Here is a 26346-nt window from a genome sequence, read left to right on the forward strand (position 1 = left end):
GCGCGATGAATGAGCTTACGATGAATGAGCCTGTCCGGGCGGCGTTGCGCGAGCACGCCGCCCGGTTCGTTTGGTGCGCGGGGCTCGTGTGCAGCCGAGCGAATGGTTCGAATCGTCCGATTCGTTCAGCGCAATTTCGTCGTCGGCGCGTTTCGTGACACAATCGCGCGCATTGTCGATCCGACGATTTCCTTTCGGCCACGATAAACATAACGAGTAAAACTTGGCCTGCAAGCTCATCGCCTTCGATTTCGACGGCACGCTCGCGGATTCGCGGCCGTTCCAGGCGATCACGCTGCGTCGTCGACGGCCCGCACGATGCCTCGCTCGTTTCGGGCGCGCGAATGTCCTGGCGACGACAGACTGTCGTCGCGAACCGCGCGGCCCGCGTTGCACCGCTCAGGCGTCGCTTGCCGTCGCAGTCTTGCGCGGGCGGCGCACGCGGGCGGGCGATTTGCGCGAAGCCTTCGCCGGCGCCGCTTCGGCCGCCGGTTCGCCGGCAGCGCCCGTTGCGGCTTCGCCGGCCGGCGCCGCTTCGGCTGCCGCGTGCCGCCGCTCCGCTGCGTCGGCCGCTCGCGGCTTGCTCTTCTTCGCCGCAGTCTTGCGTGCGCGCGAACGCGCGGGCTTTGTTGCCTCGGCTTCCTGCGCTTCACCCGTCTCGCTCGCGCGAGCCGGCTCGCGCGCCGCGTGCGTGTCGTGTGCTTCGTGGGCCGGATGTGCTTCGCGCGTTTCGTCCGCCGCGCGCTCGCGACGGGCTTCGCGCGTCTCGACGACATCCACGTCGACGATATCGGCATCGGCTTCGATGCCGCCGTGGCCCTCCGCGCCCGCGACCGTCTCGACGATCAGCGGCATCTGCTCCGGCACGCGCTTCTTCGCGCCGCGGCCCTTGCCGTGCCCTTTCTTGCCCGACGGTTTCGCGCCGGCGTGGTTTTCTTCGACGGCCGCGGCCGTCTCGACCGGCTTCGCCGTTTCGACGGCCATCGGCTGGATCGACCGGAACACGAACGTGCCCGACTTGTCGTCGCGGCCGATATCGAGCAGCCCGCGCGCCTGCGCTTCGTCGAGCAGGTTGCCGAACGCGCGGAAGCCGTAGTACGACTCGTTGAAGTCCGGCTTGCGGCGCTTGATCGCGCTCTTGAGCACTGACGCCCAGATCTTGCCGCTCTCGCCGCGCTCCGACGCAAGCGCGTCGAACGTCTCGACGGCGAGCGAGATCGCCTCGGCCTTGCGCGCGTCGCCGTCGTGCTTGCGCTGCTTGTCGTCGTCGGCCGCGCGCTTCGAGCCCGCGCCCGCCGTGCGCGCGTCGCGCTTCGCGAGCGCGCGCTGCTGCTCGCGCGCGAGGTCGTCGTAGAAGATGAATTCGTCGCAGTTCGCGACGAGCAGGTCCGACGTCGAGTTCTTCACGCCGACGCCGATCACGCGCTTCGCGTTCTCGCGCAGCTTCGACACGAGCGGCGAGAAGTCCGAGTCGCCGCTGATGATGACGAACGTGTCGACGTGCGCCTTCGTGTAGCAGAGGTCGAGCGCGTCGACGACGAGCCGGATGTCCGCCGAATTCTTGCCGGACTGCCGCACGTGCGGGATTTCGATCAGCTCGAAGCTCGCTTCGTGCATCGCCGCCTTGAACGTCTTGTAGCGATCCCAATCGCAGTACGCCTTCTTGACGACGATGCTGCCCTTCAGCAGCAGCTTCTCGAGCACGGGCTTGATGTCGAATTTTTCGAACTTCGTGTCGCGCACGCCGAGCGCGATGTTTTCGAAGTCGCAAAAGAGCGCCATGTTGACGCTGTCCTGGGGTAAGGCCATGAGGTCTCCAACTGAGTGCGGGTCGATCTTGCGATCGAGAATGGCGAACATGATAGCGGGTCGGCGCGGTGGAGCGGAAATCCGCGTGGGACGACGGGCGAACTCGGAGGCGGATGGCGGGGCCGCAACGGACGTTTCGCCGTGCGTTCGGCGTGCGCCGCGCAGGCGCGCGAGCGTGTCCTGCCGCTCGCCGAGGCCTGTGCGCACGTCGCTCGCGCCGTCGAAAAAGTGCGGCGTGTCGAGCGGGGCGCTCGACACCTGCGTCAAGCCGCGATGACGCGGCGAGGCGGAATGGGACGCGTCCGGAGCCGATCGATCTTCGCCGGCCGCTCTATTGCTGTCGTCGCGCTGCGATGCGTGTGGTCAATCAATCGATGAACGCGGGACGGTGCGATCGGCGAAATGCTCGACGAGCCGCCGGTACTGCGGCGATGCGACATCGCGTGACGTGTGCGCGCGGCGGCGCAGAGGCGGTCGCACGCAAGCGCACTGCGCATTGCGTACCGCGTGCAAGCGCTGTCGTGCCGCTCAAATCGGAAAGCTCGTCGTCGACAGAATCTCCTTCAGCACGACGAACGTCCGGATTTGCCGCACGCCGGGCAGGTACAGCAACTGTTCCGCATGCAGCCGGTTGAACGTATCGCTGTCGCGCGTGCGGATCAGCATGATGTAGTCGAATTCGCCCGTCACGACATGGCACTCCATGCAGCCGGACACTTTCTGCGCGGCCTGCTCGAACGCGTCGAACGAATCGGGCGTCGAGCGGTCGAGCACGACGCCGATCATCACGAGCATCCCCGCGTTCAGCGCCTTCGGCGCAAGCAGCGCAACGATTCCGCGGATCAGGCCCATTTCCTTCAGGCGCTCGACGCGGCGCAGGCACGCGGGCGCACTCAGGTTCACCTTCGCGGCGAGCGCGACGTTCGAGATCGACGCATCGCGCTGCAGCACGCGAAGGATCGCGCGATCGACGCGGTCGATGTCCGCGCCGGCCGGCTGGGCGGCGGCCTTCGGCGTGGATTTTTTTGTTGCGCACATGATCGCTAATTCCTAACTAAATTAATTGAAATAATTACGTATCGTTATAAAAGTAGGCTCATGGCAATATATTCGCAACCCTGTTTTCCCCGATCGTTCCTAACATGGGACGTCGCGGCGGATCGCGATCGGGCGGCGCGGCGCGCGGTTCGATGCGTTCGCGCGCCCGTATCTTCGATGACAGGAGCGATCGATGAATCTTCAGAAATTCCCGCGTTACCCGCTGACTTTCGGCCCGACGCCGATCCAGCCGCTCAAGCGGCTCACCGCGCATCTGGGCGGCAAGGTCGAGCTGTACGCGAAGCGCGACGACTGCAACAGCGGCCTCGCGTTCGGCGGCAACAAGACGCGCAAGCTCGAATACCTGATCCCCGACGCGCTCGCGCAAGGCTGCGACACGCTCGTGTCGATCGGCGGCATCCAGTCGAACCAGACGCGCCAGGTCGCGGCGGTCGCCGCGCATCTCGGCATGAAGTGCGTGCTCGTCCAGGAGAACTGGGTCAATTATCACGATGCCGTCTACGATCGCGTCGGCAACATCCAGATGTCGCGGATGATGGGCGCGGACGTGCGCCTCGTGCCGGACGGCTTCGACATCGGCTTTCGCAAGAGCTGGGAGGACGCGCTAGCCGACGTCCGCGCGAGCGGCGGCAAGCCGTACGCGATTCCGGCCGGCTGCTCCGATCATCCGCTCGGCGGCCTCGGCTTCGTCGGTTTCGCGGAGGAGGTGCGCGTGCAGGAGGCCGGGCTCGGCTTCAAGTTCGATTACATCGTCGTGTGCTCGGTGACGGGCAGCACGCAGGCGGGGATGGTCGTCGGCTTCGCGGCCGACGGGCGTGCGGACCGCGTGATCGGCATCGACGCGTCGGCGAAGCCCGCGCAGACGTGCGACCAGATCCTCCGGATCGCGAGGAACACCGCCGAGCGCGTCGAACTCGGCCGCGACATCACGGGCGACGACGTCGTGCTCGACGCGCGCTTCGGCGGTCCGGAGTACGGGCTGCCGAACGCGGGCACGCTCGATGCGATCCGTCTGTGCGCGAAGCTCGAAGGCATGCTGACTGACCCTGTCTACGAAGGCAAGTCGATGCACGGGATGATCGAGAAGGTGAGGCTCGGCGAATTCCCGGCCGGCTCGAAGGTGCTGTACGCGCATCTCGGCGGCGTGCCCGCGCTGAACGCGTACAGCTTCCTGTTCCGCGACGGCTGATCCGACGCGCCGGGGCGTTGTCTCGATTCGGCGTCCGTGTTCACGTCGATGGGCGGGGCGATGCGTTCGCACGGCGAAACGGCGGCAGCGGCGGCAGCGGCGGCAGCGGCGGCGGCGCGCGGGTGGCAGCCGCCGTCGCCGCCGACGCTTGTATTGCGATCGTCCGGCGGCCGGCAACTGGCAACTGGCAACTGGCAGCAGGCAGCAGGCAGCAGGCCCACTGCGGTTCTGTCACTCGTCTTCAAATCCCGGTCGGCGCGGCGGCCCGCTTGCCCGGCGCGAGCGCGCGCGTGTATTGCATCGGCGTCATCCCGAACGTGCGCTTGAAGTGGTTGCAGAGCGCGCTTTGATCGTAGAAGCCCGATGTCAGCGCGGCGTCGGCGAGCGACCGGCCGGCCTGCAATTCCCGCAGCGCCGCGCGCAGCCGCAACTGGTTCAGATCAGCATCTGACGAAGGCGCTCGAAGAGGCGCGCGGCGCGGGGTGGATCGGACGATCGAATGAAGCCGACGTCGTCGTGCGCGCGCCGCGCGACATGCTCGACGCGCTGACGCCGCTACGCGCCGCGTTGGCCGCGGTTTTCATCGTCGCCGACGTGAGGCTGGAGGCGGGCGAGGAAATCGCGGTCGCGGTGACGCGCACGCGTCTCGCGCGCTGCGAGCGCTGCCGGCGGCACGAGCCGACGGTCGACGCGCACGCCGGCGACGACGCGCGCTGCGAGCGCTGCCGCCACGCGCTGTCGCGGCGGGTGCTCGCGAACTAGCGAGCCGGACTGCGGCGCAGGGCGCACGCCGCCGAAGGCCGTGCCGCTCTTGCCCGAATTCCTGCGCGCGGCTCGCGAGCGACGAAGACAGCGGCGATGCGACGTTTCACCGATGAGACGGGCCGGGCCGCTGCGCGGCCCGGCCCGTGCGGCCGGCGTCACGTTACATGTTCCGTAACGTCGGCGCGGTCCGCGCGGCGCCGCGCCGGCGCAGGCTCGCCGCGCCGGCATCGACGGCGCGTCGTTCGGTTGGCACTCTTATTGCTCTTGAATGGGAGGGAACCGGATTCAGGGAGCTTCAAATGGGATTCGTCGAGGTCGGGCGCCGGCGCGGGAGCGTCGCGGAGTCGAACGAAATCGACGGCGCGGCGCTGATCGCCGAGGTGGCGTCCGAGACGCTCGCCGCGGCCGACGCCGCGCCGCGCGATCAGGCGCCGCCGCTCACGCTGTACGGCGCGTATCGGCAGGGCTTTGCCGACTATCTGGCGGGCCGGCCGAATCCGTATCGGATCGGCAGCCGTTTCGCCGGCATCTGGCACGAAGGGCACGCGGAGGCCGCGTCGAACGATGCGCTCGATTTCGCGACGCGCGCGCGGGCCTGCTGGGGCGCACGCGCGGCGGCGAACCCGATCGCGTTTCTCCGCCGGCGCCGCTAGGCGCCGTCAATCGACGCGCGCGGGCGGCGCGCCCGACGCTTCAGCCGAGCGCGCCGCCCGGCGGCAGGCCGGCGAGCGCATGCGTGCGCATCATCTTCCGATACCACAGCGTCCACGTCATCAGCGCGCCGTAGATGCCGTAGCCGACGAATGGCGCGACGACGAGCGCGCGCTCGACCGGCCAATGCCAGGTGATCCACGCGCGCAGCAGGTTCTCGGCGACGAGGCCGGCGCCCCAGACGAGCGTCATCAGCCGCATCGACGACACGAACGCCGGCCGTTCCGCCCATAGCTCGTCGATCCGCGCGGCGCCGTCGTACGCCTCGCGCGCGACCGTCGCCCGCGCGAGATGGAACACGAGCGGCTTTTGCAGCGCGAGCGACACGAGGAACGCGACGCCGATCGCACCGGAGGCGAGCGATTCGCGCATCAGCAGCATCCGCGGGCTGCCGCCCGCGAGCGCGGCGGCGATCGACAGCACGATGCCGAGCAGCACGAGCGCGGACAGCGCGTCGACCCGCCTGAAGCGCGCGAGCTCCAGCCCGCTCCAGACGAGCGGCGGCGCGGCCGACGCGATCAGGCCGCCCGTCTCGCCCCAATACGGCACGGCGGCGCGATACGCGGCCCAGGGCAGCAGCAGGTTCACCGTCAATTCAGCGAGAAGACCGGGGCGTATTTTCATGGCGGCGACGTGGTCCGTTGGATTGACGACCGGGGCGCGGTCGGCGCGCGGATCGCATCCGTTTTATTGCACGCACCCATCATGCCGGATTTTTGCCGGCTTCGAGCGAAACGTTCGTCCGACGCGCCGGCGTCCGGCACGCGTCCGGCACGGGCCGCTACGCGGGCTTGCCCGATGCCCGGCGCGCGAAGAAATCGAGCGCGTGCTGGCGCGTCGTCATCGGCGCGAGGCTCGCGGCCGGATCGAGCCCGTCGCGCCGCGACGTGCCCGTCACGAGGCTCTTCTGCAGATCGTTGAGGGGCGCGGTGGGCGGCGGATGAACGAAGTCCATGGCCGGCGCGCGATCGCCGGCAGATCGGCGCGCGGCGTGTCGCGCGTGAAGAGTTGCGCGAGCGTCGGCGCGTTCGCGATCCGCGCGCTCTTCAGCATCCTGTCGGGCGGGATGCCGAGCCAGTCGCGCAGCGTCGCGAGGATCGACGTATGGTCGTACGGGACCGCGGTCGGCGAGCGGAACACGGTGCCCGCTTCGATGTACGGCGACACGACGACGGCCGGCACGCGCACGCCGAAGCGATAGAAGCCGAATGTCTCGTCGCCGGGGGCGCTCGCGTCGTCGGGCGGCGTCGCGTTCGCGGGCGGCAGGACATGATCGAAGCAGCCGCCGTGCTCGTCGTAGGTCACGACGAGCACCGTGCGGGGCCAGCCGGGCGACGTGCTGATCGCCGTCCAGATGTCGTGCAGGAACGTGTCGCCCGCGCGCACGTCGTGCGGCGGATGCTGGTCGTTCGGCTCGAACAGGAAGCTCGGCTCGATGAACGCGTATTGCGGCAGCGCGTCGTGCCTGCACGCGGCGGCGAAGTCCCCGAAATGCTTGAAATGGTCGGCCATCGCGTCGGCCCACAGCGTCGGAAACATCGTGTGCGTCAGCGACGGCGTGACGATCGTGTCGCTGTATACCGCCCAGCTCGCGCCGATCGACGTCAGCACGTCGAAGATCGTCGGCACGTTCCATGCGAGCGGATCGGGCATCGCGCCGTTGTTCACGTGTCCGTTCGACGTGCCCGCGTGCGCGAACGCGCGGTTCGGCCAGGTCTGGCTCGGCACCGACGCGAACCACGCGTCGGACACCGCGTACGCGCGCGCGAGCGCCGTCAGCGTCGGCAACTGCGCGACGCTGTGGCATTGCATCACGTGGCCCGGATCGGTCGTCTGCGTCGTTTCGTAATTGACGACGAAGCCTTGCATCGGCGGCCACGGCGCGTTCGCGCCGCTCGGGCCGAGGATCTGGCTCGTCACGTTGACGAAGGTCTCCTGCGGATCGGGGGTCACGCTGTTCGCGGCTTCCAGCGTGACGGCGATCATCTTGCCGGCCGTCGACGGATTCGCCATCTCGGGCTTCAGTCCGTCGAACTGCGGCGAGCTGTGCGCGGGCAGCACGTGCGCGGGTTGCGTGCCGGGCGGATAGAGCCAGCCGAGCATCGTGTCGAACGAGCGGTTCTCGAACATCACGACGACGACGTGCTCGACGTTTTCCAGGATCTTCGCCACGATCTTCTCCTTCTTATGCGCAAACGGCGTCGCGGAGCGTCCTGCCGGGCGCGTGCGACGGGCCCCGTGCGCCGCGCGGCGGCTGACGTTCGGGCGTCGATCCGGGGAGGCGCGTGTCGTGCCGCTTGTGGCGCCTCCGCGCGGAAATATGGATTAGATATATCCGATATTTCGGGAAAAACAAGGCGCGATGACGCTGCCCACGACCGCCGCGATCGCAGTGACGATCGCGACGAGGTCGGCGCCGCTCGTAGACGAGCGGACGTCACGCGGTTCCCGGCAGAATTCGGTGGTGATGCTGCAGCGGGGGCGCGGCGCGCCTACCGACGCTCGCGCCGCAGCCGCGCGAGCGTCTGCCACGCGCAGCCGGCCGTCGCGCCCGCGATGCCGAGCATCGCGACGAGCACGCCGGATCCGAAGCCGGGCGGCATCTCGCCGGAGCCGGGCGGGGATGGCTTCGCGAGCAGCGCGCACGCGGCGCCCGCGACGATCAGCGCGGCGCACGCGAGCCAGTATCCGCGCCCGCGCGCTTGCCTGAGCGCGGAGTACAGCGCCCAGCCGAGGCCGAACAGATACAGCGTCGCCAGCGTGCCGAGTCCGATCCATTCGGCGAAAGGCGTCGTGCCGGCGGCGGCGAGCGTGGCGGGGGCGGTCATCGAATCGGCACCTCTTCGTGTCGGAAAAGTCGGAAACGGCCGGCTATCTTAGCGAATCGCATCGAACGCGCACAGGTTGCGCACGTTGCCCTTGTCAGAATCGGGGCGACGCCAGCGGAACCCGCGCGGTCTGTCTAGAATCGACGCTTTCCGGCCCACGAGGATCTGCACGATGAAATCGGTTTTCGAAGCTCCCGCATCCGCGGCATCCGCCGCAACGGACGATGCCGCGCTCGCCGAGCGGCTCGATCGCGTGCTCGCGACGGCGCTGGCCGAGCGGCGCGTCGTCGGCGCGGTCGCGCTCGTCGCGCGGCACGGCGAGGTGGCCTACCGGCGCGCGCACGGCTTCGCGGAGCGCGAAACGCAGCGGCCGATGCGCGAGGACACGCTGTTGCGCCTGTCGTCGATCACGAAGCCGATCGTGACCGCCGCCGTGCTGCGCCTCGTCGCCGACGGCCGGATCGCGCTCGACGCGCCGATCACGCGATGGCTGCCCGCGTTCGCGCCGAAGCTGTCCGACGGTCGCGCACCCGCGCTCACCGTGCATCAATTGCTGACGCACACGGCGGGGTTGAGCTACGGGCTGCTCGAAGAACCGGGCTCGATCTACCACACGCTCGGCATCTCGGACGGGATCGATCTCGTCGACTTCGATCTCGCGGAGAACCTGCGGCGCATCGCGGCCGCGCCGCTCGCATTCGAGCCCGGCAGCGCGTGGCGCTATTCGCTCTCGCTCGATGTGCTCGGCGCGGCGATCGAGCGCGTGACGGGGCTCGCGCTGCCCGACGCGGTCGCGCAGCTCGTCACGACGCCGCTCGGGATGCGCGACACGGGCTTCGTCGCGTCCGATCCGGCGCGCTTCGCGGTCGCGTACGCGAACGCCGCGCCGGAGCCCGCGCGGATCACCGACAACCTCGACGTGCCGCTGCCCGAAGGGCAGGGCGTCGCGGTGCGCTTCGCGCCGTCGCGCGTGTTCGACGCGTCGGCGTTTCCGTCGGGCGGCGCGGGGATGTACGGCAGCGCCGACGACGTGCTGCGCTTGCTCGAGGCGATTCGCACGGGCGGCGACGGATTCTTGCCGGCGGCGCTCGTCACGGCGACGCGCACCGACCACACCGGACCGGCCGCCGAGACGCGCGGGCCCGGCTGGGGCTTCGGCTACGGCGGCGCGGTGCTGTCCGATCCGGCGCTCGCGCAGTCGCCGCAAAGCGTGGGGACGTTGCAATGGGGCGGCGTCTACGGGCATTCGTGGTTCGTCGACGCGGCGCGCGGCCTCACCGTGCTGCTGATGACGAACACCGCGTATGAAGGGATGTCGGGGCCGTTGACGGTCGAGGTGCGCGACGCGGTTTATCGCGTGTAATCACGTGTAATCGGCGGGCCGGTGCGGCGATTGCGCGGCGTGACGATAGGCGGCGCGCGGCGTCGCGCCGGTCGATGCGCGAAGGTGCGGCGTCGGGCGCGCCGCGCCGCGATTCGGCGCGGCGCATCCGCATCGCCCACATCGCCCGCATCGCCCACATCGCCCGCATCGCCCACATCGCCCGCATCGCCCACATCGCCCACATCGCCCACATCGCCCGCATCGCCCACATCGCCCGCATCGCCCACATCGCCCACATCGCCCACATCGCCCACATCGCCCACATCGCCCACATCGCCCACATCGGACGACGGCGGCTCGCGCCACGCACGAGCCGCGCACGAGCCGCGCACGACGGCCGCCGGCCGCTAGCCCTGCCCATCCGGCCCCGCATGCTCGGGCGCGCGGTTCAGCAGATGCGTGCGCGTATCCGCCGCGAGCGACACGTAGCGCTCGTATTGCCGCAGCACGTCGGCGATGATCTCGTCGCCGCGCAGATACTCGATGTCGTAGCCGAGCCGCCCGTCCGCGAAGAACGTCAGCACTTCGTACACGTGCTCGCGCTGCGCCTCGGGCTCGGCCGCCTCGCGGATCCGGAACGCAGGCGCGGACTTGCGCGACACCCGCGCGCCGTACACGAAGTCGCGCTGCGCGGGCGCGGGCACGGTGAGGCGCACCGCGTCGTCGTCGTCGCGCGCGACGTGCGCGTCGACGCCGCCCGCCTTCAATTCGCCCGCGACCTTGCGCAGCGCGGGCTCGACCGTCTCCGCGACGAACTGCCGGGCCTCGGCGTCGGTCGTCTGCCGCAGGATCTGCGACAGACGGTGACGCCAGTGCTGGCCAGTCCAGAAATTCGTCGCGGGCGCCATGTCCTGCGAGTAGTGCGCGTGGTCCGCCTTCAGGCCGCGCCAGAGCCCGTAGCAGAGCGCGAGCATCACGAGCGCGACGGGCAGCGCGGCGACGAGCGTCAGCGCCTGCAGCGCCTTCAGCCCGCCCGCGACGAGCAGCACCGACGCCGTCACGCCGAGCACGGCCGCCCAGAAGAGCCGCTGCCAGACGGGCGAATGCGCGGCGCCGCGCGTCGCGATCGCGTCGATCACGAACGCGCCCGAATCGGCCGACGTCACGAAGAACACCGCGATCAGCACGATCGCCGCGAGCGACAGCAGTTGCGTGAGCGGCAGGTAATCGAAGAAGCGGAACAGCAGCGCATCGACGTTGGTCGCGGTCTGCGCGAGCGCGCCCGCGGCCGCGTGCGTGTCGATCCAGATCGCGCTGTTGCCGAACGCGGTCATCCAGACGAGATTGAACGCGGTCGGCACGAGCAGCACGCCAATCACGAACTGGCGGATCGTGCGGCCGCGCGAGATGCGCGCGATGAACATCCCGACGAACGGCGACCACGACACCCACCACGCCCAGTAGAGCAGCGTCCAGCCGCCGAACCAGCCTTTCTCGTTCGGCGTCTCGTACGCGTACGTGCGAAACGACAGCGACACGAGCTTCGACAGATACTCGCCGATGTTGTCGCCCATCGCGCGCAGCAGGAACGACGTCGGCCCCGCGATGACGACGAACGCGAGCAGCGCGAACGCGAGCATCAGGTTCAGCTCGGACAGCCGGCGCACGCCCTTGTCGAGCCCGCTCGCGGCGGAGAGCCCGGCCAGCGTAACGACGACCGCGACGAGGCCGACGCGGAACGTATCGCTGTCGGTGTCCCAGCCGGCGACCGTATGCAGGCCCGCGCTCAGCTGCAGTACGCCGTAGCCGAGCGTCACCGCGATCCCGGCGATCGTGCCGACGAGCGCGAATGCGTCGACCGTGTGGCCGATCCAGCCGTTCACGCCTTCGCGCAGCACCGGATAGAGGCCCGAGCGCAGCGTGAGCGGCAGGTTGTAGCGAAAGCCGAAGTACGCGAGCACGAGACCCATCACGCCGTAGGTCGCCCACGCGTGCAGCCCCCAGTGGAAGAACGACATCAGCATCGCCTCCTGCGCGGCGGCGGGCGTGCCGCCTGCGGCCGTCGGCGGCTTCAGGTAGTGCTGGATCGGCTCGCCGACGCCGAAGTACATGAGGCCGATGCCCATGCCGGCCGCGAACAGCATCGCGGTCCACGACACGAAGCTGAATTCGGGCTCGGCGTCGTCGGGGCCGAGCTTGATGTTGCCGAAGCGGCTTGCCGCGATCAGCACGAGGAAGATCAGGAAGGTCGTGATCGCGAGCACGTAGAACCAGTCGAAACGCGCGATGATCCATTGCTGGCCGGCGCCGAAGAGCGCGCCCGCTTCGTTCGGCCGCAGCGCGCAGACGGCGAGGAGCGCGCCGATCACGGCGAGTGACGGCACGACGACTTGCGGCTTGAGCGTCGTGCGCGGCGTAGGTCGGGATGAGGGCATAAGCGGGTTTCCGGAAAAAGTGGCGTCGCGGAGCGTGCGCGTCAGCCGAGGCCGGCGCCGGGACGGCGCGGACGGCCCGGCTGCGGCAACGCGCGCGCGAAGCGCAGGGTGGAGGGGCGGGAGCAGCGAGGATGCAGGCTGAAACTGACAGATTGTAAGCTATTCGGCGAAGTTGCCCGAAAAAGCGGGGCGGATTACCTCGAGCGCACCATCTGGCATGGGTTTCCGGCGATCGTCCGGAGGCAGTGCAAACCCCGATGAAAATTTATTTTTTCCATCTAGCCAATTGTGTAAATTTACTTTCATCGATATACGCCGCACCGCATCCGCCGCATGCCCAGCTCCAGTCCGACCGCCACGCCGCTCGGCGCCGAACCGTCGATCTCCGCGCGCCTCGCCGCCGCGCTGCCGTCGCTCACGCCGATTCATCGGCGGATGGGCGAGTACGTGCTCGCCCATCCGTTCCGCGCGGCGACGATGCGGATCGACGAGCTCGCGAACGCGGTCGATGCGTCGATCGCGACCGCGAACCGCTTCGCGCGCGCGCTCGGCTTCGACGGCTATCCGGCGCTGCGCGCGGCGCTCGTGCGCGGCTTCGAGGCGACGCTCGCGCCCGTCGAGCGGCTGCGCTCCGCGCAGGAGCGCGATGCGGGCGCGCGCGGCGGCGAACTGATCGAAGCGAGCTTCGAGCAAGCGGTCGCGAACCTCGAACGCACGCGCGAGCGGCTCGATCGCGCGAACGTCGAGGCGGCCGTCGACTCGCTGCTCGCCGCGCGCCGGATCTTCATCGTCGGAATGGGCGCGAGCGCGTTTCTCGCTGGATTGATGGAGCACGGGCTGTCCGTGTATCGCGACAACGTGCAGTCGCTCGCGCTGCTAGGCGGCCCGACCGACGCCGCGCGACGCCTGTTCAGCGCGCGCGACGACGATCTCGTCGTCGCGATCGCGTTTCCGCGCTACGTGTACGACACGATCGAGCTCACGCGCCGCGCGGCCGAGCGGGGCGCGCCGGTGCTCGCGATCACCGACGGGCCGGAGTCGCCGATCGCGTCGTTCGCGATGTGCGCGCTTTACGTGAATGCCGAGCGGCGGCTCGCGGCGACGTCCGAGGCCGCGGTGCTCGCGCTCGTCGAAGCGCTGATCGACGCGGTCGCGCATCGTTCGCAGCGCTCGGCGCGCGCCGCCGCCGAAGTGACCGAATTCATGCTGCCGTGGCTCGAAGCGCGGGGCGCGACCGCCGCGCCGCTTCGCCCGCCGCGCCGTTCCAGGAAAACCGACTGATGACTTCACCCGCAATCATTGCGATTCATGGCGGCGCAGGCACGATCCTGCGCAACGCGATGACGGCCGACGCCGAAGCGCAGTACCGCGCCGAGCTGAACGCGATCCTCGCCGCCGCACAGGCCGTGCTCGCCGATGGCGGCAACGCGCTCGACGCGGTCAGCGTCGCGGTGCGGATGCTCGAGGATTGCCCGCTTTTCAACGCGGGGCGCGGCGCCGTCTACACGGCCGACGGCACGCACGAGCTCGACGCCGCGATCATGGACGGCGCGACGCTGAAGGCGGGCGCGATCTGCTGCGCGACGCGCGTGCGCAACCCGGTGCTCGCCGCGCGGCGCGTGCTCGAGGCGAGCGAGCATGTGATGTTCGCGGGCGCGGGCGCCGACGCGTTCGCGGCCGCGCAGGGGCTCGACCTCGCCGAGCCGGGCTACTTCGACACCGAGTTCCGCCGCGCGCAGTGGCTGAAGGCGCGACAGTCGTCGGGCGTGCTGCTCGACCACGACGCGGCGACGCTCGCGTTCGGCAACGGCAACGGCAACGGCGCCGCGTTCGCGCCGCAGCCGCTCGATCCGGATCGCAAGCACGGCACGGTCGGCGCGGTCGCGCGCGATCTGCGCGGCCATCTCGCCGCAGCCACGTCGACGGGCGGGATCACGAACAAGCAGCCGGGGCGCGTTGGCGACACGCCGATCATCGGCGCGGGCTGCTACGCGAACGATGCGACGTGCGCGGTGTCGTCGACGGGCACGGGCGAGATGTTCATCCGGCTCGCGACCGCGTACGACGTGTCCGCGCAGATCGAATACCGCGGCGCGACGCTCGCATCGGCCGCGTACGACGTCGTGATGAACAAGCTGCCGCGGATCGCCGGCCGCGGCGGGATCATCGCGATCGATGCGCGCGGCAATCTCGCGATGCCGTTCAACACCGAAGGGATGTATCGCGGCTACGCGCGCGTCGGCGAGACGCCCGTGACCGCGATCTACCGTGAAGAGGCGGCGTGACGGCGCGGCCGTCCGATCGCAGAAACAGGAGAGCCAGATGAGCGCGAGCCGATCCGCCCCGAGCCTGCCCGAGCAGCGCGTGCTCGAAGTCGACGGGCTGTCCGTCACGTTCCGCCGCGAGGGCGCCGCGTTCGAAGCGGTGCGCGGGTTGTCGTTCCACGTCGATCGCGGCGAGACGCTCGCGATCGTCGGCGAATCGGGCTCCGGCAAGTCGGTGACGTCGCTCGCGCTGATGCGCCTCGTCGAGCACGGCGGCGGCGCGATCGCGGGCGGCAGGATCGTGCTGCGCCGACGCAATGGCGCGGCGCTCGATCTCGTGCGCGCGTCGCCGTCGATGCTGCGCACGGTGCGCGGTGCGGACGTCGCGATGATCTTCCAGGAGCCGATGACGTCGCTCAATCCGGTCTTCACGGTCGGCGACCAGATCAGCGAGGCGATCGCGCTGCATCAGAACAAGCGCGCGAGCGAAGCGCGCGCGGAGGCGCTGCGTCTTCTCGACCTCGTGCGGATTCCGGAGGCGCGCCGCGTGTTCGCGCGTCATCCGCATCAGTTGTCGGGCGGGATGCGGCAGCGCGTGATGATCGCGATGGCGCTGTCGTGCCGGCCCGCGCTGCTGATCGCCGACGAGCCGACGACCGCGCTCGACGTGACGATCCAGGCGCAGATCCTCCAGCTGATCCGCGGGCTGCAGGACGAAATGGACATGGGCGTGATCTTCATCACGCACGACATGGGCGTCGTCGCGGAAGTCGCCGATCGCGTGCTCGTCATGTATCGCGGCGAGAAGGTCGAGGAGGGCGTGTCCGATGCGATCTTCGCCGCGCCGTCCCATCCCTATACGAAGGCGCTGCTCGCGGCGGTGCCGCGGCTCGGGTCGATGCAGGGCACTGACGCGCCGGCGAAGTTTCCGCTGCTGCGCTTCGATCCGGTGGCGGGCGACGCGGTCCTGGTCGCGAGCGACGCCGCCGCGCCCGCGACGCCTGCGACGCCTGCGACGCCCACGACGCCCACGACGCCCGCCGCGACGCTTGCTCCGGTCGCTCCGCCGGCGCCGGAGGCGCCCGCCGCGCCGCCTTCCGCGCAAGCGGCGGTCGACCCTTCGTCCGCGCCGCTCTTGCGCGTGCGCGACCTTGTCACGCGCTTCCCGATCAAGAGCGGCGCGTTCAGCCGCGTGTCGCAATACGTGCATGCGGTCGAGCGCGTGAGCTTCGACCTGCGCGCGGGCGAGACGCTCGCGCTCGTCGGCGAGTCGGGCTGCGGCAAGTCGACGACGGGCCGCTCGCTGCTGCGCCTCGTCGACAACCTGAGCGGCTCGATCGAATTCGAAGGCCGCGAGATCCGCGCGCTGAAGGGCCGCGAACTGCAGGCGCTGCGCCGAAACATCCAGTTCATCTTCCAGGATCCGTTCGCATCGCTGAACCCGCGCTTGACAGTCGGCTTCTCGATCATGGAGCCGCTCCTCGTGCACGGCGTCGCGAGCGGCAAGGCGGCGCAGGCGCGCGTCGACTGGCTGCTCGATCGCGTCGGCCTGCCCGCCGACGCCGCGCGCCGCTATCCGCACGAGTTCTCCGGCGGCCAGCGGCAGCGGATCGCGATCGCGCGCGCGCTCGCGCTGAACCCGAAGGTCGTGATCGCCGACGAGTCGGTGTCGGCGCTCGACGTGTCGGTGCAGGCGCAGATCGTCAACCTGATGCTCGACCTGCAGCGCGAGCTCGGCGTCGCGTATCTGTTCATCTCGCACGACATGGCGGTCGTCGAGCGGATCAGTCATCGCGTCGCGGTGATGTACCTCGGCCAGATCGTCGAGATCGGTCCGCGCCGCGCGGTGTTCGAGACGCCGCGCCATCCGTACACGAAGAAGCTGATGAGCGCGGTGCCGATCGCCGATCCCGCGCGCCGCCACGCGCAGCGCACGCTGCCCGCCGACGATCTGCCGAGCCCGATCCGCGCGATCGGCGACGAGCCTGTCGTCGCGCCGCTCGTCGCGGTCGGGCCGGAGCACTTCGTCGCCGAGCATCGGGTTGGCGGCGCGTATTGAGGCTTGCAGACACGCAGACATACAGACACGCAAAGCGCTGACGGCGCGGCGCGACGGTTGCGCAAAGGCAGCGGCAACAGGCAAACGCAACATGCAGGCAGCATCGAATCACGAGGGAAGCAAGGAAGACCGCAGGAAGCCCGGCGCGCAGGATTCCGGAGCATCAGGATTCCGGATTCGCGAAACGCACGGCAGCAGGACCACACGAGCCCAGATCCACGCACTACCGAAGCATCGCAAAGGAGCCCACACATGACTATGCCGCATTCGTTCTTGCCATTCTCGCCGCGCGCGCTGATCGCCGCCTGCGCAGGCGTCATCGCGATGTCGTCCGCCTCGCTCGCGTTCGCCGAGCGGACCGCTGTGATGGCCGTCGATTCGACGTTCACGACGCTCGACCCGTACGATTCGAACGACACGCTGTCGCAGGCGGTGTCGAAGTCGTTCTATCAGGGCCTGTTTGGCTTCGACAAGGACATGAAGCTCGTGAACGTGCTTGCGACCGGCTACGACGCGAGCCCCGACGCGAAGGTCTACACGATCAAGCTGCGCCAGAGCGTGAAGTTCCAGGACGGCACCGATTTCACCGCCGCCGCGGTGAAGGCGAACTTCGACCGCGTGACCGATCCGGCGAACAAGCTCAAGCGCTACAACCTGTTCCGCCGGATCGCGAAGACCGAGGTCGTCGATCCGTACACGGTGAAGGTCACGCTGACCGAGCCGTTCTCCGCGTTCATCAACGTGCTCGCGCACCCGTCCGCCGTGATGATCTCGCCCGCCGCGCTGAAGAAATACGGGCGCGACATCGCGCTGCATCCGGTCGGCACCGGCCCGTTCGAGTTCGTCGAATGGAAGCAGACCGACGACCTGAAGGTGAAGAAGTTCGCCGCCTACTGGAAGCCGGGCTATCCGAAGATCGATGCGATCGACTGGAAGCCCGTCGTCGACAACAACACGCGCGCCGCGCTGATGAAGACGGGCGAGGCCGACTTCGCGTTCCGCATTCCGTTCGAGCAGACGGCCGACCTGAAGGCGAACGCGAAGGTCGACGTGATCGAGCGCACGTCGATCATCCAGCGCTATGTCAGCCTGAACATGATGCAAAAGCCGTTCGACAACCCGAAGGTCCGCCAGGCGCTCAATTACGCGGTCAACAAGGATGCGCTCGCGAAGGTCGCGTTCGCCGGCAACGCGACGCCCGCGACGGGCATCGTGCCGCAGGGCGTCGACTACGCAGTGAAGCTCGGCCCGTGGCCGTACGATCCGGCGAAGGCGCGCGCGCTGCTGAAGGAGGCGGGCTATCCGAACGGCTTCGAGACGACGCTCTGGTCCGCGTACAACAACTCGACGTCGCAAAAGGCGATCCAGTTCGTCCAGCAGCAGCTCGCGCAAGTGGGCGTGAAGGCGCAGGTGCAGGCGCTCGAGGCGGGTGAGCGGGTCGCGAAAGTCGAGAGCGCGCAGGACCCGGCGAAGGCGCCCGTGCGGATGTACTACATCGGCTGGTCCGCGTCGACGGGCGAGTCGGACTGGGCGATCACGCCGCTGCTGGCTTCCGCGTCGTTTCCGCCGAAGCTCGTGAATACCGCGTACTACAGGAACGACGCGGTCGACGCCGATCTCGCGAAGGCGCTCGCGACGACCGATCGCGCGAAGAAGGCCGAGCTGTATGCGGACGCGCAAAAGCGCATCTGGTCCGACGCGCCGTGGATTCCGCTCGTGCAGGAGAAGATCGTCTATGCGCGCAGCAAGCGTCTGCAGGGCGCGTACGTGATGCCCGACGGCTCGTTCAACTTCGACGAGATCGCGATCAAGTGACGCGAAACGACCCGGGCGATTCGAACGGTCCGAACGGTCCGAACGATTCGAACGATTCGAACGGTCCGAACGATTCGAACGATTCGAACGATCCGAACGGTCCGAACGGTCCGAACGGTCCGAACGGTCCGAACGATTCGAACGATTCGAACGATTCGAACGATTCGAACGGTCCGAACGGTCCGAACGGTCCGAACGGTCCGAACGGTCCGAACGATTCGAACGATTCGAACGATTCGAACGATTCGAACGGTCCGAACGGTCCGGTCGCTTCGGGCATAGGCGGCGCGCGGTCCGACCGCGCGCCGCATCGAGGTGCAAGCGCATGCTGAATTTTCTGGTCAAACGATTGTTCGGGCTCCTGCCGACGCTCGTGAGCGTCGCGGTGCTGGTGTTCCTGTTCGTCCACCTGCTGCCGGGCGATCCCGCGCGGCTCGCGGCCGGTCCCGAGGCCGACGACGCGACGGTCGCGCTCGTGCGCGCCGACCTCGGCCTCGACAAGCCGCTGCCGACGCAGTTCGCGAACTTCTTCGTGCGGATCGCGCATTTCGATTTCGGCACGTCGACGCGCAGCAGGCGGCCTGTTTCGACCGAGATCGGCGAGCGCTTCATGCCGACGCTGTCGCTGACCCTCGTCAGCATGGTCTGGGCGACGCTCTTCGGGATGGCGATCGGCATCGCGTCGGCCGTGTGGCGCAACCGCTGGCCGGACCGCATCGGGATGACGCTCGCGGTGTCGGGCATCTCGTTTCCGGCGTTCGCGCTCGGGATGCTGCTGATGGAAGTGTTCTCGGTGAAGCTCGGCTGGCTGCCCGTCGTGCCGGACGGCTCGTGGCGGAGCTACGTGCTGCCGTCGCTGACGCTCGGCGCGGCCGTGGCGGCGGTGATGGCGCGCTTCACGCGCGCGTCGTTCGCCGAAGTGCTGCACGAGGATTTCGTGCGCACCGCGCGCGCGAAAGGCGTGCGCGAGCCGCTGGTCGTGCTGAAGCACTGCCTGCGCAACGCGATGATTCCGGTCGTCACGATGATGGGGCTGCAGTTCGGCTTTCTGCTCGGCGGGTCGATCGTCGTCGAGGCGGTGTTCAACTGGCCGGGGCTCGGGCGCCTCCTCGTCGATGCGGTGACGATGCGCGACTACCCGGTGATCCAGGCGATCGTGCTGCTGTTCTCGCTCGAGTTCATCCTGATCAATCTGACCGTCGACGTGCTGTACGCGGTCATCAATCCGACGATCCGTTTCAAGTGAGGCGCGCATGAACGCGACTGTTCCCACCCCTTCCGCGTCCGCCACTGCCGTCGCGTCGACCGCGATCCGCACGCCGTGGAGCGAATTCTGGCGCAAGTTCAGGAAGCAGCACGTCGCGCTCGCGGCGGGCGCGTTCGTGCTGCTGCTCGTCGTCGTCGCGATCGTCGGCCCGCATTTCGTGCCGTACGATCCGGAGAACTATTTCGACTACGATGCACTGAACGCGGGGCCGTCGGCCGCGCACTGGTTCGGCGTCGATTCGCTCGGACGCGACATCTTCAGCCGGATCGTCGCGGGCGCGCGGATCTCGCTCGCCGCAGGCTTCTTCTCGGTCGCGCTCGGCGCCGTGATCGGCACGCTCTTCGGCCTGCTCGCCGGCTACTACGAAGGCTGGTGGGACCGCGCGACGATGCGCGTCGCCGACGTGCTGTTCGCGTTTCCGGGGATCCTGCTCGCGATCGGCGTCGTCGCGATCCTCGGCAACGGGATGATCAACGTGATCTGCGCGGTGGCCGTGTTCAGCGTGCCCGCGTTCGCGCGGCTCGTGCGCGGCAACACGCTCGCGCTCAAGCAGATGACCTACGTCGAGGCCGCGCGCAGCATCGGCGCGTCCGATCGGACGATCATCATGCGGCACGTCCTGCCGGGCACGGTGTCGTCGGTCGTCGTCTACTTCACGATGCGGATCGGCACGTCGATCATCACGGCGGCGAGCCTGTCGTTCCTCGGCCTCGGCGCGCAGCCGCCGACGCCCGAGTGGGGCGCGATGCTCAACGAGGCGCGCGCCGACATGGTCAACGCGCCGCACGTCGCGCTCTTTCCGAGCATCGCGATTTTTCTGACCGTGCTCGCATTCAACCTGCTCGGCGACGGGCTGCGCGACGCGCTCGATCCGAAGCTGGAACGGCAGTGATGGGCGCGTCTTCCGAACGCGCGCCGGCCGCGGCGGCGCCGCACGTCGGCGCGCTGCCTGCCGGGCCGCTCGGCAGCCTCGCCGACGTCGCGGGCGTGACGGTCGGCCACGCGACGCTCGACGCGCACGGCGTGCAGACCGGCGTGACCGTCGTGCGGCCGCACGCGGGCGACGTCTATCGCGACAAGGCGCCCGCCGCCGCCGCGGTGATCAACGGCTTCGGCAAGAGCATCGGGCTCATGCAGGTCGACGAGCTCGGCGTGGTCGAGACGCCGCTCGCGCTGACGAACACGTTCGGCGTCGCCGCGGTCGCGCACGCGCAGATCCGTGCGGCGATCGACGCGAATCCGCGGATCGGCCGCGCATGGCCGACTGTCAATCCGCTCGTGTTCGAGTGCAACGACGGCTATCTGAACGATCTGCACGCGTTCGCGGTGACGCCCGCGCATTACGCGCAGGCGCTCGCCGACGCGCGGCCCGGGTTCGCGCGCGGCGCGGTCGGCGCGGGGCGCGGGATGTCGTGCTTCGACCTGAAAGGCGGGATCGGCTCGGCGTCGCGCGTCGTGCGCGCGGCGGGCGACGCGTGGACGGTCGGCGCGCTCGTGCTCGCGAATTTCGGACGCCTGCCGATGCTGACGATCGCGGGCGTGCCGGTCGGCCGGATGATCGCCGGGCGGGATGCGGGCGGCTCAGGCAAGGCGGGCCGTTCGGGCGATCCGGATGGCGCGGGCGGCGGGATCGCGCCGCGCGGCGCGCCGGACGCCGCCGCTTCGCATCCGGACGCGCCGCCGCCCGAGCAGGGCTCGATCATCATGCTCGTTGCGACCGACGCGCCGCTGTCGTCGCGGCAGCTGAAGCGCGTCGCGCTGCGCGCGGCTGCGGGCCTTGCGCGGACGGGGTCGGTGTACGGCCACGGCAGCGGCGACATCGCGCTCGCGTTCTCGACCGCATACACGGTGCCGCACGACGCCGAGCGCGTCGCGCTGCCGGCGCTCGTCGCCGATGCGGCGCTCGATCCGCTGTTCGCCGCCGCGGCCGACAGCGTCGAGCAGGCGATCGTCGACGCGCTGTGGCAGGCGACGCGCGTCGCGGGCCGCGACGGCCATGCGCGCCGCGCGCTGCGCGACGCGGCGCCGGAACTCGAACGATGGCTGCGCGAATCGCGCGCGGGAGACTGATGAAAGTCCTGATTTCGACCGATATCGAAGGGATCGCGGGCGTCGTGAGCGTCGAGCAGACGCGCGCGGGCAATCCCGAATACGAACGCGCGCGCCGCTGGATGACGGCCGAGGCGAACGCTGCCGTCGAAGGCGCGTTCGCGGGCGGCGCGACGCGCGTGTGGGTCAACGATTCGCACGGCGGCTTTCGCAACCTGCTGCCGGACGGCCTCGACGCCCGCGCGCGCGTCGTGCTCGGCAAGCCGCGCACGCTCGGGATGATGGCGGGCCTCGAAGGCGGGCCGGATCTCGTGTTCATGATCGGCTATCACGCGAAGGCGCAGACGCGCGGCCTGCTCGCGCACACGATCAACAGCTTCGCGTTCGCGCGCGTGCTGCTCGACGGACGTGAAATCGGCGAAGCGGGACTCTATGGCGCGCTTGCGCACGAGTACGGCGCGCACGTCGTGCTGCTGTCCGGCGACGACGTATTCGTCGACGAGACGCGGCCGCTGTTTCCGGCGGCGCGCTTCGTGACCGTGAAGGAGGCGACGGGGTTCGCGAGCGGCGCGTCGATGACGCCCGCCGCCGCGTGCGCGGCGCTCGGCGTCGCGGCGCGGCAGGCGGTCGAGCAGGCGCGCGAGGTCGCGCGCATGGCGCGTCCGCGCGCGCCGCGCGCGGCGATCGGCGAGCTGCAGACGCAGACCGTCGCGGCCGCCGATCTGTTTTGCCTATGGCCGTCGCTCGAACGTGTCGACGCGGTCACGCTGCGGTTCTCTGCGCCGTCGATCGAGCACGTCGTGCGGACGTTGAACTGTCTGTCGGCGATGTCGTTCATGCTGCGTTGAGCGGCGCGTTCCGCGCATGCCGGGCGCCGAGCGTGCGGCGCGTCGCGGCGCGCGGCGACGAAACGCGAACGACCTGTCGCTAGCGCCCGAGCGGCGACGCGCTCGCTCGCTCGAATCCCGCGTGAACCGACGCATAGATGCCGAGCAGTTCGTCCACGTCGAGCGCGCGCTCGCGATGCATCGACTGCGTGCGCACTTCGTCGAGGCATGCGCCCAATTCCGCGTCCGCCGCGCGAATGCCCCGTTGCTCGAGCACATGCGCGATCGAAGCGCGGCCGGAATGCTTGCCGATGACGATCCGCCGTTCGCCGCCGACGATTTCCGGCGGAAACGGCTCGAACGCGCTGCTGTTGCGCAGCGTGCCGTTCGCGTGGATGCCGGACTCGTGCGCGAACACGTTGCCGCCGACGACCGGCTGCCACGGCGGGCAAGGCACGTGCGACGCTTCGCTGACGAGCCGGCTGAGCGCGATGAGCTTCGTCGTGTCGATGCCGAGGTCCGCGTGGTAGAGCCGCTGCAGCGCCATCGCCGTTTGCGCGAGATCGGGCATGCCTGCACGCTCGCCGATACCGTTGACGGTGACGTGGAAGAACGTCGCGCCGGCGAGCAGCCCGGCGATCGTATTGGCGGTCGCGAATCCGAAATCGTTGTGCGCGTGGCATTGCACCGCGATGCCCGATGCGCGCTTCACGCGCGCGACGATGTCCCCGTACTGCTCGGGCGTCAGGATGCCTATCGTGTCGGACAGCCGGATGCGGTCCGCGCCTGCGCGCGCGACGTGTGCGGCATACGCTTCGACGAACGAAATGTCTGAGCGGCCGACGTCCTCCGCGCTGATCGACACGAACGCGCCGCGATCCTTCGCGAGCTTCACGAGATCGGCGGAGCTGTCGAGCAGCCATTGGCGATCCTTCTTGACGCTGTCGTTCAGATGAATGGCCGACGTCGGCAAGCCGATGTGGATCGCCTCGAATCCGAGGTCGAGCGACTGCTCGACATCGTTGCGCACGCCGCGGTTCCAGCCGACGAGATGCGCTTCGTTCTTTCGTTCGAGCAATTCCCGGATGGTGAGCAGCTCCTCGCCGCCCATCGCCGGAATGCCGATTTCGAGCCAGCGGACGCCCGCATCGACGAGCGCGCCGAAGATCGCTTTCTTGCGCGGCCTCGAAAACGCGATTCCGGGCGATTGCTCGCCGTCCCGCAGCGTCGTGTCTTCCAAGATGATTGCATGCATGGCGATGCTCCGTTGAGATTGATTGGGATGCCGAACGCCGTCGCGCGCGGCCGCGCGCGCCGTCGTTCATGCGAGGTCCGCCTACTTCGTCAACGCGCCGGAAAAGCCGATCAGGAAGGTGCCCGTCGTGATGATCGAGCAGCCCAGCACCTTCCTGGCCGAAGCCGGCTCGGACAGAAAGAAACGTCCGATCAGCGCCGCGAACACCACGCTCGTTTCCCGCAGCGACGACACGGGCCCCATCGCGCCTTGCTTCATCGCCCAGATGACGATGCCGTAGCCGAGCGCGGCCGACATGCCGCCGAAGCCCGCCTTGACCAGTTCCCGTTTGCGGCCGCCGAGCGTCAGGCGTCCTTCGAGCAGCCAGTAGGTCGGCAGCATCATCAGCGCGGTGAGCGCAAACATCCACGCCGCGTAGCCGATGCTGTCGCCGGCCGCGCGCGCGCCGATGCCGTCCACGACGCTGTACGCGGCGATCGACGCGCCGGTGCCGAGCGCGTCGGGCAGCGCGCGCGTCCATGCATCGTCGCCGAGCGCGCGCCGGTCGAGGCCCACGGCGAAGATGCCGCCCGAGATCAGCAGCAGGCCGAGCAGCGTCGGCGCGCCGATGCGTTCGCCCACGAACAGCGCCGCGCCCGTCGTGACGAGCACGGGCGACGTGCCGCGCGCGATCGGATAGGCGACGCTCAATTCGCCTCGCTGGTACGCGCGCACGAGCATCAGGTTGTACACGACGTGCAGCACGGCGGAAGCGACGATGCAGGCCCAGCTGTCGCGCGGCGGAATCGGCCGCAGCGGAACGAAGCACAGTGCGAAGAGGCCCATCGCGATGCACAGGACGGTCGACGACCAGAGGCGGCTTCCACTGCTGCGAATCAGCGCGTTCCAGGTCGCGTGCAGCAACGCGGCGAACAGGACGATCAGGATGACGGAGAAAGGCAAGGGAACTCCCGTGAGAGTTGGCGAGCCGGCCGGGCGGCGCAACGCGGCCGGGACGGATCGTTCAGGCTGGCTGCGTCTCGAGCCCCAGCTGCACGCGCGCCTCCTCGGCGGACGCGAGCTCGCCGCCGAGGCGCTCGACGATCCACTTCGCCCTGTCGACCAATTCGGCGTTGCCGGACGCGAGCTTGCCCTTGTCGATGTAGATCGTGTCTTCCATGCCGATCCGGACGTGTCCGCCGAGGATGAACGATTGCGCGAGCATCGGAAATGCGTGCCGGCCGATCGAGAACCCGGTCCATTCGACGCCGGGCGGCAGCAGCGACTTCGCGAAGACGAGCGCCTCCGGCGTCGCCGGCATGCCGTATTTGATGCCGACGATGAGGCTCGCGATCGCCGGATGACTGAACGTGCCGTCGTCGAACAGATCGCGCGCGAGATGCAGGTTGCCGCTGTCGAAGAGTTCCAGCTCGGGGATCGCGCCCGTCTCGTAGATCGCGCGCGCGATGGTCCGGATGCTCGCCGGCGTATTGATGACGACGTCGCCGCCGAAAAACATCGTGTCCAGATCGACGGTCGCGATGTCGGGACGCAGCACGCCGAGATGCGCGACGCGCCGTTCCGGCGGCAGAAGGTTCGTGCGGGGGCCGGGGACGAGCGGGTCGGGCTCTCCCGGCTGAAAACGTCCGCCCGGCCCGGTCGTGATGTTGAGGATCAGCGCCGGATTCCGCTCGCGAATGCGCTCGACGACCTCGCGGTAATGCCCGATGTCCATCGACGCCTTGCCCGTGTGCGGGTCGCGCACATGCAGATGGACGACCGCCGCGCCGGCGTCGGCCGCTTCGAGCGACGATTCCGCGATTTGCCGAGGCGTGATCGGCAAATTGGGATTCTGGTCCTGGCGGGTCTGGCTGCCCGTCACGGCGCAGGTCAGGATGGTTTTTCGCTTCGTCATGTGGTCAGTCCTCCGAAATGGGGCGGTCCTGCGCGCGCCGTCATTGCGGCGTCGCGCGATTGATTCGATCGCGATAGAGGCGGGACATCCTGATGAACCGGTCCGCGCCCGGAACGGGAACGGGCTCGGCGTGACGAGCCTTCAGCGCGTCCTTGAAGCGCGGCACGGAGAAGCCGGCGCCGCTCGACCATGCGTCGTCCGGAACGAACGTGTAGCACGCGCCGATCTGCAGCCACGTATGTCCGTCTCCGCCGCCCACGAGCGGCAATTCGAGTCGCGACGCGAGGCTGCGGTATCGATCCGATGCGCCGAGATCCTTGGCGGGCAACTCGATCGCATCGAGGCGGCCGCCGACGGCCGGCAACTCGTCGATCCACTTGTGATGGAAGTAGACGTGGTGCGCGACGATCGCGTAAGGCTCGCCCGTGGCGTCGAGCGCGTCGAGCAGCGCGGGCAGGGCGTAGGCCCCTTTTTGAGAATCGAGCGCGCGCAGCGTCGACGGCGCCGCGTGAACGCCGGCGTCGCCGCCGCCGCGCAGCGACACCTCGGCGCCGGCGCTGACCGTGAGGCCGCCGGGGAGACGAAGCACGCCGGCGGAAAGCGGCGTGCCGGCGAGCACGTTGCGGTCGAACAGATCGGCGAGCAACGCGTGGTAATGCGTCGCGTCCAGGTGTTCGCAGATGCATACCGCGTCGAGTCCGTCGTGGCGCGCAGCGTCGAGCGTGAAGCGGATCTCGTCCCAATCCGGCGACGCGCTTTTGCCGGGAAGAAGATGAACGTGCGTATCGAGTTTCAT

23 protein-coding genes and 3 pseudogenes are annotated in these 26346 nt (G+C 69.1%); 12 read left to right on the plus strand and 14 right to left on the minus strand.

Annotated elements, in window-relative coordinates; all coding sequences use genetic code 11:
- Positions 1-15: 15 nt before the first annotated feature.
- The 3 genes from WS69_RS31400 to WS69_RS17920 all read right to left on the minus strand — a co-directional run bounded on the left by WS69_RS31400 (position 16) and on the right by WS69_RS17920 (position 2847).
- Positions 16-294: a hypothetical protein gene (locus WS69_RS31400; protein WP_082716283.1), complete on the minus strand. Its 279-nt coding sequence runs from the start codon at positions 292-294 to the stop codon at positions 16-18.
- A 105-nt stretch (positions 295-399) separates the two neighbouring features.
- Positions 400-1809: an NYN domain-containing protein gene (locus WS69_RS17910; protein ID WP_082716292.1), complete on the minus strand. Its 1410-nt coding sequence runs from the start codon at positions 1807-1809 to the stop codon at positions 400-402.
- Positions 1810-2337: 528 nt separating this feature from the next.
- Entirely contained in the window at positions 2338-2847 is a 510-nt protein-coding gene (locus WS69_RS17920) for an Lrp/AsnC family transcriptional regulator (protein ID WP_059472068.1), read from the minus strand.
- A 193-nt stretch (positions 2848-3040) separates the two neighbouring features.
- On the opposite strand from WS69_RS17920, the gene WS69_RS17925 reads away from it, so the two are divergent.
- On the plus strand, positions 3041-4057 hold the full coding sequence (locus tag WS69_RS17925) for a 1-aminocyclopropane-1-carboxylate deaminase (protein WP_059472069.1): 1017 nt from the start codon (positions 3041-3043) through the stop codon (positions 4055-4057).
- Between the two features lie 241 nt (positions 4058-4298).
- Here WS69_RS17925 and WS69_RS17930 read toward each other — a convergent pair.
- A pseudogene (locus WS69_RS17930) lies at positions 4299-4502 on the minus strand (helix-turn-helix domain-containing protein); the annotation flags it as partial.
- On the opposite strand from WS69_RS17930, the pseudogene WS69_RS17935 reads away from it, so the two are divergent.
- Together WS69_RS17935 and WS69_RS17940 are read left to right on the plus strand one after the other, a co-directional pair.
- A pseudogene (locus tag WS69_RS17935) lies at positions 4502-4819 on the plus strand (isoleucine--tRNA ligase); the annotation flags it as partial. The pseudogenes WS69_RS17930 and WS69_RS17935 sit on opposite strands and share 1 nt — an antisense overlap.
- A 302-nt stretch (positions 4820-5121) precedes the next feature.
- Complete coding sequence (locus tag WS69_RS17940; protein WP_059472072.1) at positions 5122-5475, plus strand: hypothetical protein; 354 nt, start codon at positions 5122-5124, stop codon at positions 5473-5475.
- A 40-nt stretch (positions 5476-5515) separates the two neighbouring features.
- Here the strand turns inward: WS69_RS17940 and WS69_RS17945 are convergent, their stop codons facing one another.
- The 3 genes and pseudogenes from WS69_RS17945 to WS69_RS17955 form a co-directional block, all read right to left on the minus strand.
- Entirely contained in the window at positions 5516-6157 is a 642-nt protein-coding gene (locus WS69_RS17945) for a VC0807 family protein (protein ID WP_059472073.1), read from the minus strand.
- Positions 6158-6314: 157 nt separating this feature from the next.
- Positions 6315-7705, minus strand: a pseudogene (locus WS69_RS17950) (alkaline phosphatase family protein).
- Positions 7706-8025: 320 nt separating this feature from the next.
- Positions 8026-8361: a hypothetical protein gene (locus tag WS69_RS17955; RefSeq protein WP_059472074.1), complete on the minus strand. Its 336-nt coding sequence runs from the start codon at positions 8359-8361 to the stop codon at positions 8026-8028.
- 172 nt (positions 8362-8533) lie between these two features.
- On the opposite strand from WS69_RS17955, the gene WS69_RS17960 reads away from it, so the two are divergent.
- Positions 8534-9724, plus strand: coding sequence for a serine hydrolase domain-containing protein (locus WS69_RS17960; protein ID WP_059472075.1), 1191 nt, complete (start codon positions 8534-8536; stop codon positions 9722-9724).
- Here the strand turns inward: WS69_RS17960 and WS69_RS17965 are convergent.
- Positions 9712-10077, minus strand: coding sequence for a hypothetical protein (locus WS69_RS17965; RefSeq protein WP_082716284.1), 366 nt, complete (start codon positions 10075-10077; stop codon positions 9712-9714). The two genes, WS69_RS17960 and WS69_RS17965, sit on opposite strands and share 13 nt — an antisense overlap.
- Before the next feature lie 15 nt (positions 10078-10092).
- Positions 10093-12120: a BCCT family transporter gene (locus WS69_RS17970; protein ID WP_059472077.1), complete on the minus strand. Its 2028-nt coding sequence runs from the start codon at positions 12118-12120 to the stop codon at positions 10093-10095.
- Positions 12121-12453: 333 nt separating this feature from the next.
- Here WS69_RS17970 and WS69_RS17975 point away from each other — a divergent pair, with 333 nt between their 5' ends.
- The 4 genes from WS69_RS17975 to gsiB all read left to right on the plus strand — a co-directional run bounded on the left by WS69_RS17975 (position 12454) and on the right by gsiB (position 18258).
- The gene (locus WS69_RS17975) at positions 12454-13401 is read left to right on the plus strand and encodes a MurR/RpiR family transcriptional regulator (RefSeq protein ID WP_059472078.1); all 948 of its coding nucleotides are present in this window, start codon (positions 12454-12456) and stop codon (positions 13399-13401) included.
- The gene (locus tag WS69_RS17980) at positions 13401-14405 is read left to right on the plus strand and encodes an isoaspartyl peptidase/L-asparaginase family protein (protein ID WP_059472079.1); all 1005 of its coding nucleotides are present in this window, start codon (positions 13401-13403) and stop codon (positions 14403-14405) included. The genes WS69_RS17975 and WS69_RS17980 overlap by 1 nt, the downstream gene beginning before the upstream one ends.
- A 37-nt stretch (positions 14406-14442) precedes the next feature.
- The gene (locus WS69_RS17985) at positions 14443-16443 is read left to right on the plus strand and encodes a dipeptide ABC transporter ATP-binding protein (protein ID WP_059472080.1); all 2001 of its coding nucleotides are present in this window, start codon (positions 14443-14445) and stop codon (positions 16441-16443) included.
- A gap of 252 nt (positions 16444-16695) precedes the next feature.
- Positions 16696-18258: a glutathione ABC transporter substrate-binding protein GsiB gene (gene gsiB, locus WS69_RS17990; protein WP_059472081.1), complete on the plus strand. Its 1563-nt coding sequence runs from the start codon at positions 16696-16698 to the stop codon at positions 18256-18258.
- On the opposite strand, the gene WS69_RS34860 is transcribed toward gsiB, so the two are convergent.
- Positions 18251-18538, minus strand: coding sequence for a hypothetical protein (locus tag WS69_RS34860; RefSeq protein WP_059472082.1), 288 nt, complete (start codon positions 18536-18538; stop codon positions 18251-18253). The genes gsiB and WS69_RS34860 overlap by 8 nt on opposite strands.
- A gap of 45 nt (positions 18539-18583) precedes the next feature.
- On the opposite strand from WS69_RS34860, the gene gsiC reads away from it, so the two are divergent.
- Genes gsiC through WS69_RS18015 form a run of 4 tightly spaced genes read left to right on the plus strand, consistent with a single transcriptional unit; the run spans position 18584 to position 22422 of the window.
- On the plus strand, positions 18584-19504 hold the full coding sequence (gene gsiC, locus WS69_RS18000) for a glutathione ABC transporter permease GsiC (RefSeq protein ID WP_059472083.1): 921 nt from the start codon (positions 18584-18586) through the stop codon (positions 19502-19504).
- 7 nt (positions 19505-19511) lie between these two features.
- On the plus strand, positions 19512-20417 hold the full coding sequence (gsiD, locus tag WS69_RS18005; RefSeq protein WP_059472084.1) for a glutathione ABC transporter permease GsiD: 906 nt from the start codon (positions 19512-19514) through the stop codon (positions 20415-20417).
- Positions 20417-21595 (plus strand): DmpA family aminopeptidase, encoded by a 1179-nt coding sequence (locus WS69_RS18010; RefSeq protein ID WP_059472085.1) that lies wholly within the window; start codon positions 20417-20419, stop codon positions 21593-21595. The genes gsiD and WS69_RS18010 overlap by 1 nt, the downstream gene beginning before the upstream one ends.
- Entirely contained in the window at positions 21595-22422 is an 828-nt protein-coding gene (locus WS69_RS18015; RefSeq protein ID WP_059472086.1) for a M55 family metallopeptidase, read from the plus strand. Before WS69_RS18010 ends, WS69_RS18015 begins: the two co-directional genes overlap by 1 nt.
- Positions 22423-22501: 79 nt before the next feature.
- On the opposite strand, the gene WS69_RS18020 is transcribed toward WS69_RS18015, so the two are convergent.
- The 4 genes from WS69_RS18020 to WS69_RS18035 form a co-directional block, all read right to left on the minus strand.
- The gene (locus tag WS69_RS18020) at positions 22502-23656 is read right to left on the minus strand and encodes a homocitrate synthase/isopropylmalate synthase family protein (RefSeq protein ID WP_059472087.1); all 1155 of its coding nucleotides are present in this window, start codon (positions 23654-23656) and stop codon (positions 22502-22504) included.
- Positions 23657-23737: 81 nt separating this feature from the next.
- Positions 23738-24598 (minus strand): DMT family transporter, encoded by an 861-nt coding sequence (locus tag WS69_RS18025; RefSeq protein WP_059472088.1) that lies wholly within the window; start codon positions 24596-24598, stop codon positions 23738-23740.
- Positions 24599-24659: 61 nt separating this feature from the next.
- Complete coding sequence (locus tag WS69_RS18030) at positions 24660-25550, minus strand: 3-keto-5-aminohexanoate cleavage protein (protein ID WP_059472089.1); 891 nt, start codon at positions 25548-25550, stop codon at positions 24660-24662.
- 40 nt (positions 25551-25590) lie between these two features.
- Entirely contained in the window at positions 25591-26346 is a 756-nt protein-coding gene (locus tag WS69_RS18035; protein ID WP_059472090.1) for a PHP-associated domain-containing protein, read from the minus strand.

This window comes from Burkholderia sp. BDU5 (assembly GCF_001522845.1).
Taxonomy (GTDB): Bacteria; Pseudomonadota; Gammaproteobacteria; order Burkholderiales; family Burkholderiaceae; genus Burkholderia; species Burkholderia mayonis.

Excerpts from the sequence above, each read along its gene's own strand:
- WS69_RS17910 (WP_082716292.1), bottom strand. The coding sequence starts at position 1,809 with ATGGCCTTACCCCAGGACAGCGTCAACATGGCGCTCTTTTGCGACTTC.
- WS69_RS17920 (WP_059472068.1), bottom strand. The coding sequence starts at position 2,847 with ATGTGCGCAACAAAAAAATCCACGCCGAAGGCCGCCGCCCAGCCGGCC.
- WS69_RS17925 (WP_059472069.1), top strand. The coding sequence starts at position 3,041 with ATGAATCTTCAGAAATTCCCGCGTTACCCGCTGACTTTCGGCCCGACG.
- WS69_RS17940 (WP_059472072.1), top strand. The coding sequence starts at position 5,122 with ATGGGATTCGTCGAGGTCGGGCGCCGGCGCGGGAGCGTCGCGGAGTCG.
- WS69_RS17945 (WP_059472073.1), bottom strand. The coding sequence starts at position 6,157 with ATGAAAATACGCCCCGGTCTTCTCGCTGAATTGACGGTGAACCTGCTG.
- WS69_RS17955 (WP_059472074.1), bottom strand. The coding sequence starts at position 8,361 with ATGACCGCCCCCGCCACGCTCGCCGCCGCCGGCACGACGCCTTTCGCC.
- WS69_RS17960 (WP_059472075.1), top strand. The coding sequence starts at position 8,534 with ATGAAATCGGTTTTCGAAGCTCCCGCATCCGCGGCATCCGCCGCAACG.
- WS69_RS17970 (WP_059472077.1), bottom strand. The coding sequence starts at position 12,120 with ATGCCCTCATCCCGACCTACGCCGCGCACGACGCTCAAGCCGCAAGTC.
- WS69_RS17975 (WP_059472078.1), top strand. The coding sequence starts at position 12,454 with ATGCCCAGCTCCAGTCCGACCGCCACGCCGCTCGGCGCCGAACCGTCG.
- WS69_RS17980 (WP_059472079.1), top strand. The coding sequence starts at position 13,401 with ATGACTTCACCCGCAATCATTGCGATTCATGGCGGCGCAGGCACGATC.
- WS69_RS17985 (WP_059472080.1), top strand. The coding sequence starts at position 14,443 with ATGAGCGCGAGCCGATCCGCCCCGAGCCTGCCCGAGCAGCGCGTGCTC.
- gsiB (WP_059472081.1), top strand. The coding sequence starts at position 16,696 with ATGACTATGCCGCATTCGTTCTTGCCATTCTCGCCGCGCGCGCTGATC.
- WS69_RS34860 (WP_059472082.1), bottom strand. The coding sequence starts at position 18,538 with ATGCCCGAAGCGACCGGACCGTTCGGACCGTTCGAATCGTTCGAATCG.
- gsiC (WP_059472083.1), top strand. The coding sequence starts at position 18,584 with ATGCTGAATTTTCTGGTCAAACGATTGTTCGGGCTCCTGCCGACGCTC.
- gsiD (WP_059472084.1), top strand. The coding sequence starts at position 19,512 with ATGAACGCGACTGTTCCCACCCCTTCCGCGTCCGCCACTGCCGTCGCG.
- WS69_RS18010 (WP_059472085.1), top strand. The coding sequence starts at position 20,417 with ATGGGCGCGTCTTCCGAACGCGCGCCGGCCGCGGCGGCGCCGCACGTC.
- WS69_RS18015 (WP_059472086.1), top strand. The coding sequence starts at position 21,595 with ATGAAAGTCCTGATTTCGACCGATATCGAAGGGATCGCGGGCGTCGTG.
- WS69_RS18020 (WP_059472087.1), bottom strand. The coding sequence starts at position 23,656 with ATGCATGCAATCATCTTGGAAGACACGACGCTGCGGGACGGCGAGCAA.
- WS69_RS18030 (WP_059472089.1), bottom strand. The coding sequence starts at position 25,550 with ATGACGAAGCGAAAAACCATCCTGACCTGCGCCGTGACGGGCAGCCAG.
- WS69_RS18035 (WP_059472090.1), bottom strand. The coding sequence starts at position 26,346 with ATGAAACTCGATACGCACGTTCATCTTCTTCCCGGCAAAAGCGCGTCG.